This window comes from Enterobacter sp. DSM 30060, from assembly GCF_013375955.1.
GTDB lineage: Bacteria > Pseudomonadota > Gammaproteobacteria > Enterobacterales > Enterobacteriaceae > Enterobacter > Enterobacter intestinihominis.
This window is the reverse complement of sequence record NZ_CP056118.1, coordinates 1,470,976-1,482,886: the sequence shown is the minus strand read 5'-3', so window position 1 is coordinate 1,482,886 and position 11,911 is coordinate 1,470,976. Positions and strand designations below refer to the sequence as shown.

Annotated in this window: 8 protein-coding genes, 1 rRNA gene and 1 pseudogene; 7 read left to right on the top strand and 3 right to left on the bottom strand. The window is 55.2% G+C overall.

All coding sequences use genetic code 11. The annotated features are described in order from the left end of the window. Positions 1-40: 40 nt before the first annotated feature. The 3 genes from rrf to birA all read left to right on the top strand — a co-directional run bounded on the left by rrf (position 41) and on the right by birA (position 2,278). Positions 41-156 (top strand): 5S ribosomal RNA (gene rrf, locus HWQ15_RS07075). 134 nt (positions 157-290) lie between these two features. Beyond that, complete coding sequence (gene murB / locus HWQ15_RS07070; protein ID WP_063138096.1) at positions 291-1,319, top strand: UDP-N-acetylmuramate dehydrogenase; 1,029 nt, start codon at positions 291-293, stop codon at positions 1,317-1,319. Beyond that, entirely contained in the window at positions 1,316-2,278 is a 963-nt protein-coding gene (birA, locus tag HWQ15_RS07065) for a bifunctional biotin--[acetyl-CoA-carboxylase] ligase/biotin operon repressor BirA (RefSeq protein WP_003861169.1), read from the top strand. The genes murB and birA overlap by 4 nt, the downstream gene beginning before the upstream one ends. A gap of 33 nt (positions 2,279-2,311) precedes the next feature. Here the strand turns inward: birA and bcsG are convergent, their stop codons facing one another. The 3 genes from bcsG to bcsE are packed head-to-tail and all read right to left on the bottom strand — an operon-like array spanning position 2,312 to position 5,737. Further along, positions 2,312-3,991: a cellulose biosynthesis protein BcsG gene (bcsG, locus tag HWQ15_RS07060; RefSeq protein ID WP_023298844.1), complete on the bottom strand. Its 1,680-nt coding sequence runs from the start codon at positions 3,989-3,991 to the stop codon at positions 2,312-2,314. Next, positions 3,984-4,178 (bottom strand): cellulose biosynthesis protein BcsF, encoded by a 195-nt coding sequence (gene bcsF, locus HWQ15_RS07055; RefSeq protein ID WP_022649733.1) that lies wholly within the window; start codon positions 4,176-4,178, stop codon positions 3,984-3,986. Before bcsF ends, bcsG begins: the two co-directional genes overlap by 8 nt. After that, positions 4,175-5,737, bottom strand: coding sequence for a cellulose biosynthesis c-di-GMP-binding protein BcsE (bcsE, locus tag HWQ15_RS07050; RefSeq protein ID WP_022649732.1), 1,563 nt, complete (start codon positions 5,735-5,737; stop codon positions 4,175-4,177). The genes bcsF and bcsE overlap by 4 nt, the downstream gene beginning before the upstream one ends. Positions 5,738-5,911: 174 nt before the next feature. On the opposite strand from bcsE, the gene bcsR reads away from it, so the two are divergent. From bcsR to bcsB, 4 genes and pseudogenes are all read left to right on the top strand, one after another. Beyond that, positions 5,912-6,100: a cellulose biosynthesis protein BcsR gene (gene bcsR, locus HWQ15_RS07045; protein ID WP_022649731.1), complete on the top strand. Its 189-nt coding sequence runs from the start codon at positions 5,912-5,914 to the stop codon at positions 6,098-6,100. A gap of 11 nt (positions 6,101-6,111) precedes the next feature. Further along, on the top strand, positions 6,112-6,864 hold the full coding sequence (gene bcsQ / locus HWQ15_RS07040; RefSeq protein ID WP_023298843.1) for a cellulose biosynthesis protein BcsQ: 753 nt from the start codon (positions 6,112-6,114) through the stop codon (positions 6,862-6,864). Continuing rightward, a complete protein-coding gene (gene bcsA / locus HWQ15_RS07035) occupies positions 6,861-9,476 on the top strand; it encodes a UDP-forming cellulose synthase catalytic subunit (RefSeq protein ID WP_023298842.1) in 2,616 nt (871 codons plus the stop codon). The genes bcsQ and bcsA overlap by 4 nt, the downstream gene beginning before the upstream one ends. A 10-nt stretch (positions 9,477-9,486) precedes the next feature. Continuing rightward, a pseudogene (gene bcsB, locus HWQ15_RS07030) lies at positions 9,487-11,911 on the top strand (cellulose biosynthesis cyclic di-GMP-binding regulatory protein BcsB).

Below are 11,911 nucleotides of genomic sequence, written 5' to 3'. Positions count from 1 at the left end.
CAGACACGATTTTCAGCCTGATACAGATTAACAGAATTTGCCTGGCGGCTTTAGCGCGGTGGTCCCACCTGACCCCATGCCGAACTCAGAAGTGAAACGCCGTAGCGCCGATGGTAGTGTGGGGTCTCCCCATGTGAGAGTAGGGAACTGCCAGGCATCAAACAAGTGAAGAGGCCATCCGAAAGGATGGCCTTTTTGCGTTTCTGCACCTGCTTCCTTTCCATAAACTAATCACCCATCCCTTCGTATATACGGTAAACTATCCCGGTTTTTGCATCAGGATAGCGTCTATGAATCACTCCCTTAAGCCCTGGAATACCTTTGGTATTCAACGGAATGCTAATCAAATTGTACGTGCCGACAGTGCTCAGCAGTTGCTGAATGCCTGGCAAAACGCAACAGAAAACGGTGAACCCGTACTTATTCTGGGCGAAGGAAGTAATGTCCTGTTTCTCGATGATTTTGCGGGGACGGTAATCGTTAATCGCATCATGGGGATTGAGCGTAAAGAGAGCGCTGACAGCTGGCATTTACACGTGGGTGCTGGCGAAAACTGGCACCATCTGGTGCAATATACCCTTGAAAAAGGGATGCCCGGACTGGAAAACCTGGCCCTCATCCCGGGCTGTGCAGGATCATCTCCTATTCAAAACATCGGTGCCTACGGCATCGAACTGAAACACGTCTGCGAATATGTCGACTGCATCGAACTCGCGACCGGAACGGCGAAGCGTTTGACCGCAGAGCAGTGCCGTTTTGGCTATCGCGACAGCATTTTCAAGCACGACTATCAGGATCGTTTTGTCATTGTGGCCGTTGGCCTGCGTCTGCCGAAAGCATGGAAACCCGTTCTGACTTACGGCGATCTGGCCCGTCTCGATCCGGCTACCGTCACACCGCGTGAGGTTTTTGATTCCGTTTGCCACATGCGAATGACCAAGCTACCGGACCCGAAAGTGAATGGAAATGCGGGCAGTTTCTTCAAAAATCCGGTGATCGGCAGCGAAAATGCGAAAGCGTTTCTCGCTGGCTGGCCAACGGCCCCGCATTATCCTCAGGCGGATGGCAGCGTGAAGCTGGCCGCAGGCTGGCTTATCGATCAATGTGAATTAAAAGGTACTACGCTTGGTGGCGCTGCTGTTCATCGTCAGCAGGCACTGGTGCTGATCAATCAGTCCAACGCGACAAGTGAGGATGTCGTCAACCTGGCGCACCATGTTCGCCAGCGCGTGGGCGAAAAATTTAACGTCTGGCTGGAGCCTGAAGTTCGCTTTATTGGCCGAACGGGCGAAGTGAATGCCGTGGAGACCATTGCGTGAAGGACAATACTATTCCGTTAACTCTCATCGGTATTCTTGCTGATGGCGAGTTTCATTCTGGCGAGCAGCTGGGCGAACAGCTGGGCATGAGCCGCGCTGCCATCAATAAACATATTCAAACGCTCCGCGACTGGGGCGTGGATGTGTTTACGGTGCCGGGAAAAGGCTACAGCCTGCCGGAACCAATCCAGTTACTGAATGAAGAGATCATCCGCAGCCAGATTGGACACGGTAACGTCGCGGTATTGCCGGTCATTGATTCGACGAACCAGTATCTGCTGGATCGCCTGAGCGAGCTGAAATCCGGTGATGCCTGCGTTGCCGAGTACCAACAGGCAGGACGTGGCCGCCGGGGGCGTAAGTGGTTTTCGCCATTTGGCGCCAACCTCTACCTTTCCATGTACTGGCGGCTTGAACAGGGGCCAGCTGCGGCCATCGGGCTGAGCCTGGTCATCGGCATTGTGATGGCAGAGGTGCTGCATGATTTGGGTGCCGATCAGGTGCGGGTAAAATGGCCCAACGATCTGTATCTCAACGATCGAAAGCTGGCGGGGATCCTGGTCGAACTGACGGGAAAAACAGGCGATGCCGCACAGATCGTCATTGGGGCGGGGCTGAACATGGTGATGCGAAACGTGCAGAACGATGTCGTGAACCAGGCCTGGACCAACCTACAGGAAGCGGGGATCACCATCGATCGCAATACGCTTGCCGTCCGCATGATCAATGAGTTGCGTAGTTCGCTGACGCTCTTTGAACAAGAGGGGTTAGCGCCATTCCTTTCCCGCTGGGAAAAGCTGGATAACTTTATTAACCGACCGGTGAAGCTGCTGATTGGGGATAAAGAGATTTACGGCACATCACGCGGCATTGACGCGCAGGGCGCGTTGCTGCTTGAACAGGATGGCGTGATTAAGCCCTGGGTGGGCGGTGAAATTTCGTTACGAAGTGCAGAGTAACCCTCTCCCCCACAGGGGAGAGGGTGTAGCAGGTCACTGCGGATACGGCACCCAATCCCCGGCATTCAGTCGGACATAAGGCTTATTTTGATACTGGATCACCACCGCATTGGCGTTTTCCGATACCTCCGCCGTCTGCGGCAGCCCGCTGGTGAGCTGATCCCAGTTCACGCTATCTTCCACAAACAGCTTACCGTCTACAGCGCGAGCAACCAGTTCCGAGATGGCCAGATAGCTGCTTGGCTGGGTGATCTCAACTGGCGCGCCCTGATGCGGTGCCTTCATGCCAAAGAACTTAATCCCGGCCGGAACGTTTGTGATGGACGGGCTTGGGATATCGCGCAGACCAGACACCTGCATCCTGTCGCCTTTCAGCGCTCCACCATGTTCCGGGACCACCACCACCATCACTTTACGACCTGATTTTTCCAGCTCGTTAAAGAACGCGTTCAGCTCGTCAAAGAACTTCTGCGCACGGGCCTTGTAATCGGCCGTTTTGCTTACGCCCGGATAATGGTTCCCGTCGTGAAGCGGCAGCGTATTATAGAACGTCGCGCTACGCGTCCCTTCCTCTTTACCGACGGTGTCGAACCAGCGCTGAAGTACGGCGGTATCGTCATAGACCGGCGAGCCATCGAAGCCCAGTAACGTCACTGGCAGCCCTTTCTGGTCCATCAGTGGGGCCTGCATGCCACCCTGTTCACGCACTTCTTTCAGGAAGTTACCGAACTGACCGTTATGGCCCATCATCAGGTGTTGGGTAAAGCCCAGTTTTGCCAGGTTATCAAACAGGTAACACTGGTTAGCTGCCGGCTGGTAGAGGTTCTTATGCGAGGGCTGCCCACAGCTGGCGCGCAGCAGGCGGATAGCCGCCGGGCCGCTGTACGACGTGGCCGAGTTGAAGTCTTTGAACTGAATATCGAAATGCGACCACAGCGGGTGCGACATCAAACCAGCCGCGTCAACGTCAGCCCAGGACAGAGAACAGATGTTAATGACCAGCAACTCAAACGGCTGAGCATCAGCAGGCAGCGCGTCCGGGAATTTCGTCTGACGCTTATCTTCCGCAGCGTAAAAACTGGAGAGCCACGCGTTCAGGTTCGTAGATGTCGGTGGCGCCGTCTGCGCTGGAATATCCCCAACCACAGGCGTATCCCCTGCTGTCGCGACGGTAGCGGCGGCGGAACCGCCCGTGGTGGTTACGGTTGTCGTCGGCTGACCGGCTGGCCACAGCGAGAAGCTCGGGCCCGTCAGCGTCAGGACGTTTAGCCAGATCATAATCGCGACGACAAACACCGTCACCCGGATCCACTGAGACAGGAACAGCCAGGCAACCAGCAGGACAAATACCGCGCCAATCATCTGCCAGTTAATAAAGCGCTCAACCAGATCGAGCATATAGTCCGCACTGAAACCTGCGACCTGGGAGCCCTGGCTCATAATGCTTTCGGGGCCGGGTAGCCAGGTATCATGCCAGAACAGGGCGAAACCGATAGGGATAGCAATCCAGTGACGTATACGGTGCAGCCTGAGGTTCGGGATTGGCATCAGCAGGAATGCCATAAACACCAGATTAAGCAGCGGGTGGAAATTAAGATAGCCTGCCCACAGCAGACCAAACTTCACCAGAAAGTAGAAATTCCAGCCGGACAGACCGCGCCAGTATTGCCAGAGTGGCGATGGCGCCGAAGAGGTATAGGTAGAATTAGTCATGTTTTCGGTTTGCCTTGACGTTTGAAGCGCGAGTCAGTGTTCCGGCGGGTTTAATATAGCGAGGTTTGACGAACAGTAATCTGATCGTATCGCGAATACGGCGCAGGGAATGGCGTGCATAGTAGCCAAGCGGCAAAAAAATCAGCGCGCACAGAACAACCAGTTGGATGATATCGCTGATATTCATAATGGAACGCTCTCCTTGTTCTCATCCATTAAGCGTAGCGGCTCAGGAACCCGACGCCATACATGCCCGTCATGTTTCGCGTTCAGAACCGGTTTGGCACCACTTGTTACAGGCAATGGTTTGGCCCATTTTTCAGGTGCCAGGGCTCGCATCTGGACAAGCTCAGCGCTGATCAAATTATCTTCAAACCAGACCATGCGGTTCGAGAAAATATCCCCGGTAGGCAGCGGGAAGATATGGTTCAGGGCGGTATCCAGATCGTTCACCCGGCAGAAGGAGAGGAACAGCACCAGGCGATTATCGCCAATGGTCATGATATCCCCGATACGATTAGGGCGGCACAAGGTGAGCGCCTGCTCAACGCGAATGCCCGGCACAGGACGCAGGGCAACCATCACCCCTTTTCCGTCTGCCGGTAAAAGCGTATTGCTCATCATGTTGCCCACCGCATCGCAGAAGGTGTCCCATTTCTGGTAGCCGCGCAGTTTCATCGGCTGCGTCATTGAAAGCAGGGTGCTGATATCTTCCGGAACATATCGATTAAACTGCTGGCCCTGAATGCTTTCGATCAGCGTCAGACAGCGCGACAGGGGAGCATTCCAGGGAATGACCATATTCGCGCCGCAGCCCAGTAATAAGCGCTCATCGGTGGCGCGCAGGCTGGTATTATTTTCACGTACCACGATTTTTAACGCGCTGCCGCGCTGGCGACGTAATGTGTGAATGTGCCGTGCCAGCGTTTCGATTTGGTTATTCTGGATCAACGAGAAGATAATGGTCGCCGCCTGCGTGGTGCGTGCCTCATCAAATAAGGCCTCGTTGGTTTCGAACAGTGACCAGTGCTCAGACAGTGCAGGCGCACCTTCCAGTACCGCAATATGACTCAGAACGCGCTTTTCATCACTACGTGGCTGAACAACAGTCTCTTCCTGTTGAGCAAGATGCCACTCGTCCCCGACATTTTTGAGGGTAAGCTGCTGTCGGGAGCTCACCCCTTTTTCATTGCACCAGAAAGCCACGTCGTAAAGATGGCTGTCAGTCTGGACACGAATACTGGCCAGGCCATAGAGGGAACGGTATTCACTCATTAAAAGTGAAAAAAGTTTGTCGTTATTACTGCCCGGGTTAACAACCAATAAGGTGCAATTTTGATTTTTTGCCCATCTGCTGATTCTTCCCAGCCATTTCAGCAGTTTTTCAGACGGGATATTTTGTAGACCGTTTTGAGAACATTTAAGAATCAGTAAATAGTGTTCAGGAACAATAGAGCACTGAATATCGCGGGGCAAAAAGTATAAACTGTCGGCCTCCGCTGGCATGGAAAATAATCGTACTGTCTGGGGTCCACGGTCAGTTTCGAGCCTGATGATTGACTTTGGCTCATCGCCCATCGTAATGACGGCCACGCGGTAATCCTTACCCTGCGCCGCTATCGTCTGGTTTACCAGACTGATGGCATCTTCATTACGATCCGTATTAACCCACCAGACTCCTCCGACTGGCATGTGGCGCAATTCGTCCCATAATGACTGGATGCCAATAGAAAATATGGAGTCCACGGTGTCCCTCTTTTCGTCGAATTTCTATGTCTCTCAGTTTACTAGCGAAAGCGTAGAAATAAACCTAACATTGAAATTAAAGAACATCAGATTTAGCATGTAAATGAAATTTCGTGGGCAGGACGCCTCGCTGCATCTGAATCTTATGATTTTACTCAAAGGGATGAAATAAGAATGCAAAATAACGAACCCGCAACTCCAGTCGACCCAAGCCTGGGTTACACATTCCAAAACGATTTTCTGGCGCTCACGCAGGCTTTTTCATTGCCTGAAATAGATTACACCGATATTTCCCAGCGGGAACAGTTGGCTGCGGCTATTAAACGTTGGCCGTTATTAGCTGAGTTTGCCCAACAACAATAAGGAAGCCATTGATGGCCGTACTAGGATTACAGGGCGTCCGTGGTGGAGTGGGTACAACTTCCGTAACCGCGGCGCTGGCGTGGTCATTACAGGTTTTAGGTGAATCAGTACTGGTTATTGATGCCTGCTCCGATAATTTGCTGCGCATGTCATTCAATGTCGACTTTACGCATGAAAACGGCTGGGGGCGCGCGCTTCTGGACGATAAAGACTGGCGGGATGCGGGTTTGCGCTATACCTCCCAGCTCGATTTGCTTCCCTTTGGTCAGATGACGGAAACCGAACGCGGGAATGAAGCTGCGTTTCAGCGCCTGTTCTCTCGCTTCACCACCGCTTTGCAGAGTCTGAAAGAGAGCGGACACTATCAGTGGATCCTGCTGGACCTGCCGCACGGCGCCGCGTCGCTGACCCGCCAGCTTCTGTCGCAGTGCGACCATGTGCTCTCCATTGCGAACGTAGATGCGAATTGTCATATCCGTCTGCATCAACAGGCAATGCCTGCCAATGCCCATATTCTGATTAACGATCTGCGCATTGGCAGCCAGATCCAGGACGATCTGTACCAGGTCTGGCTCCAGAGTCAGCGCCGCCTGTTGCCAATGGTTATTCATCGTGACGAAGCGATGGCGGAGTGCCTCGCTTCCAAACAACCGCTTGGGGAGTACCGTAGTGATTCACTGGCGGCAGAAGAGATCCTGACGCTGGCCAACTGGTGTCTGCTGCACTTTGCGAAACGGCCGGAGCCTGCCGGGAGTTCAGTATGAGCCGCCTGACCAACTGGTTGCTCATCCCGCCGGTCAGTTCGCGCTTAAGTGAACGCTACCGCCATTACCGTCATCACGGCGCCTCATCGCTGAGCGCTGCGCTGGGCTGCTTCTGGATGATTCTGGCGTGGATGTTCATCCCCCTCGAACATCCACGCTGGCAACGTATTCGTGCGCGCCACGGTGAACTCTATCCGCATATCAACCCTGACAAGCCGCGTCCGCTCGATCCCGCGCGCTACGCTATACAGTCCATCTGGCTTCTGGCGACCTCAACGGGTGCGGAGAAAAAAACGTCCCGCTGGCGCAGCTTCGATCGCGTGCAGAACTTACGTGAACACTATCACCAGTGGCTTAACCGGCTACCCGACCGGGTTGGCGATAGAACAGGTCATTTAGATAATCACAAAGAGCTCGGGCACCTTCACCCGGGCTTACGGCGTTTTATTCTCGGCGTGGTGGTGGTGTTCTCACTCATACTGGCGCTGGTCTGTATTACCCAGCCCTTCAACCCGCTGGCACAGTTTACCTTCCTGATCCTGCTGTGGGGCGTGGCTCTGCTGGTGCGGCGCATTCCGGGGCGTTTTTCTGCCCTGATGCTGATCGTGCTGTCGCTGACCGTTTCCTGCCGCTACATTTGGTGGCGATATACCTCAACGCTGAACTGGGACGATCCGGTCAGCCTGGTGTGTGGGTTAGTGCTGCTGTTTGCTGAGACCTACGCCTGGATCGTGCTGGTGCTGGGTTACTTCCAGGTTATCTGGCCGCTGAATCGACAGCCGGTGCCGCTGCCAAAAGACACGACCCAGTGGCCAACGGTGGACCTCTTCGTGCCGACCTACAACGAAGACCTGTCGGTGGTGAAAAACACCATTTACGCCGCGCTGGGTATCGACTGGCCGAAGGATAAAATCAAAATCTGGATCCTCGATGACGGTGGCCGCGCCGAGTTCCGCCAGTTCGCGGACGAAGTAGGGGTTGAGTACATCGCCCGTACCACGCATGAACACGCTAAGGCCGGTAACATCAACAATGCGCTGAAATATGCCAAAGGGGAGTTCGTCTCTATTTTCGACTGCGACCACGTGCCAACGCGCTCGTTCCTGCAAATGACCATGGGCTGGTTCCTGAAGGAGAAAGAGCTGGCGATGATGCAGACGCCGCACCACTTCTTCTCACCGGACCCGTTTGAACGTAACCTCGGTCGTTTTCGTAAAACCCCGAACGAGGGCACACTGTTCTATGGTCTGGTGCAGGACGGGAACGACATGTGGGACGCAACGTTCTTCTGCGGCTCCTGTGCGGTGATCCGCCGTAAACCGCTGGATGAAATTGGCGGGATCGCCGTCGAGACGGTCACGGAAGATGCGCACACTTCGCTGCGTCTGCACCGTCTTGGCTATACCTCCGCCTACATGCGCATTCCTCAGGCGGCGGGGCTGGCCACGGAATCCCTGTCGGCGCATATCGGCCAGCGTATTCGCTGGGCGCGCGGCATGGTGCAAATTTTCCGCCTCGATAACCCGCTGATGGGTAAAGGACTGAAACTGGCGCAACGGCTGTGCTACGTCAACGCCATGTTCCACTTCCTGTCGGGTATTCCACGGCTTATCTTCCTCACTGCGCCGCTGGCGTTCCTGCTTCTTCACGCTTACATCATCTATGCGCCTGCGCTGATGATTGCCCTGTTCGTTCTGCCGCACATGATCCACGCCAGCCTGACGAACTCGAAGATTCAGGGGAAATATCGCCATTCGTTCTGGAGTGAAATCTACGAAACGGTGCTGGCCTGGTATATCGCGCCGCCAACCATGGTGGCGCTGATTAACCCGCATAAAGGGAAATTCAACGTCACCGCGAAGGGCGGGCTGGTGGAAGAGGAGTATGTCGACTGGGTGATCTCCCGGCCCTATATCTTCCTGGTGCTGCTGAATATTGTGGGCGTGATTGTTGGGGTCTGGCGCTACTTCTACGGCCCGGAAAACGAAATTCTGACGGTCTTCGTGAGTATGGCGTGGGTGTTTTATAACCTGATTATCCTCGGTGGCGCGGTGGCGGTATCGGTGGAGAGCAAACAGGTTCGCCGCGCGCATCGCGTCGAAATCAGCATGCCAGCGGCCATTGCCCGCGACGATGGACATCTCTTCTCCTGTACCGTACATGACTTTTCGGATGGCGGTCTGGGTATCAAGATCAACGGTCAGGCGAAGGTGCTTGAGGGGCAGAAGGTCAACCTATTGCTTAAGCGCGGCCAGCAGGAGTATGTCTTCCCGACGCAGGTGGTGCGTGTGAGAGGAAATGAAGTGGGTCTGCAACTGATGCCGCTGACTAAAAAGCAACACATTGATTTTGTGCAGTGTACGTTTGCCCGCGCGGATACGTGGGCTCTCTGGCAGGACAGCTTCCCTGAGGATAAGCCTCTGGAAAGCCTGCTGGATATTCTTAAGCTGGGGTTCCGTGGCTATCGTCACCTTGCAGAATTTGCCCCGTCGTCGGTGAAATTAATTTTCCGGTCACTTACTTCACTGGTTTCCTGGGTCGTGTCGTTCATTCCGCGTCGACCTGAGCGAGATGAAGCGAAGCAGGCGGACCCGGTTATGGCTCAACAATGATGATAACGCGATGAAAACAAAACTTTCCTGGTTATGTGCAGTGGCAATGGGGATGAGTGCGCTCCCTGCAACAGTGGCTAACGCGGCGCCTGATAACGCAGCGACCACACCCGCGCCAACGGTGCCTGTCGTCGCGCAAGCGACCGATCCGGTAGTGACGGCGGCGCCGGGGCAGACGGAAAACGTCGTCCCGAATCAGCCGACGACGGGGAATACGCTGCCCGCCGACAACCCGGTGGTTGGGCAGGTTATGCCTGGCGTGCCGGGAGCCAGTGCACCGGTGGTTGCGGAAAATACGCCGTCGCGTGACGTTAAGCTGACGTTCGCCCAGATCGCGCCTCCTCCGGGCAGCATGGTTCTGCGCGGCATCAACCCAAATGGCGGTGTCGAATTCGGTATGCGTAGCGATGAAGTCGTGTCGAAAGCGATGCTCAACCTGGAATACACGCCATCGCCGTCGCTGCTGCCGGTGCAATCCCAGCTTAAGGTCTATCTGAATGATGAGCTGATGGACGTCCTGCCCGTCACCAAAGAGCAACTGGGTAAGAAAACCCTGGCTCAGGTGCCGATTAACCCGCTGTTTATCAGCGACTTTAACCGCGTGCGTCTGGAATTTGTCGGCCATTACCGCGATGTCTGTGAAAACCCGGCCAGCAGCACCCTGTGGCTGGATGTTGGTCGTAACTCTTCGCTTCAGATGACCTATCAGCCGCTGGCGTTGAAAAACGATCTCTCCGCCTTCCCGGTGCCGTTCTTCGACCCGCGTGATAACCGTCCACTGAACCTGCCAATGGTGTTTGCGGGCTCTCCTGATGTGACCGAACAGCTGGCGGCCTCTATCGTGGCATCCTGGTTTGGTTCCCGCTCCGGCTGGCGTGGCCAGAGTTTCCCGGTTATGTACGACAAAATGCCGGACAAAAACGCGATTGTGTTTGCCACCAACGCCAAACGCCCGGCATTCCTGCGGGACCATCCAGAGGTGAAAGCGCCCACCATCGAGATGATCAGCCATCCCGACAATCCGTACGTGAAGCTGCTGGTGATCTTCGGGCATGATGATAAAGATCTGGTGCAGGCGGCAAAAGGCATTGCGCAGGGCAATATCCTGTTCCGCGGTAATAGCGTCGTGGTGGATGAGGTGAAACCGCTGCTGGCACGTAAGCCTTATGATGCGCCGAACTGGGTCCGCACCGACCGCGCGATTACCTTCGGCGAGCTGAAAACCTATGAAGAGCAATTGCAGTCAACCGGGCTTGAACCTTCTCCTGTCAGCCTGTCGCTGAACCTGCCGCCGGATCTCTATCTGCTGCGCACCAACGGTATTGATATCAACCTGAACTACCGTTACACCGCGCCGGTAACCAAAGACAGCTCGCGCATGGATATCAGCCTCAACAACCAGTTCCTGCAATCCTTCAGCCTGACCAGCAGCCAGGAGACAAACCGGTTGATGCTTCGTCTGCCTGTATTGCAGGGGCTGCTGGATGGCAAAACCGATGTGTCGATCCCGGCGCTGAAGCTCGGTGCGGTGAACCAGCTGCGGTTTAACTTCCAGTACATGAACCCGATGCCGGGTGGATCGGTGGAAAACTGTATTACCTTCCAGCCGGTGCAAAACCACGTGGTGATTGGTGATGATTCCACAATCGACTTCTCGAAGTATTACCACTTTATCGCGATGCCGGATCTGCGTGCGTTTGCTAACGCCAGTTTCCCGTTCAGCCGCATGGCTGATCTCTCTGAATCGATTGTCGTGATGCCAAAAGCGGCCAACGAAGGCCAGGTTGCCACGCTGCTGGACACCATGGGCACCGTCGGGGCGCAAACCGGCTTACCGGCTATCAACGTGACGGTGACGGATGACGGTAGCCAGATCCAGAACAAAGATGCCGATATCATGGTCATCGGCAACATTCCGGACAAGCTGAAAGACGAGAAGCGCGTCGATCTGCTGGTGCAGGCGGCTCAGTCATGGGTCAACACGCCGCTGCGTCAGACCGAGTTCCCGAGCATCATGCCGGACAGCGGCGATCGCCAGGCCAATATCAGGACGACCGTAAGCTCAACGGGTCCGATGGCTGCGATTGTCGGTTTCCAGTCTCCGTATAACGACCAGCGCAGCGTGATCGCCCTGCTTGCGGACAGCCCGCGCGGCTATGAGCTGCTCAACACGGCCATGAACGACAGCGGTAAACGGGCGGCAATGTTCGGTTCCGTCTCGGTCATCCGTGAGTCGGGGGGTAAACAGCCTGCGCGTGGGGGATGTCTATTACGTCGGTCATCTGCCGTGGTTCGAACGCCTGTGGTACGCCCTCTCTAACCACCCGGTGCTGCTGGCTGTGCTGGCTGCGCTCAGCGTTGTATTGCTGGCGTGGGTATTGTGGCGTCTGCTGCGAATCATCAGCCGTCGTCGTCTTAACCCGGACCATGAGTAA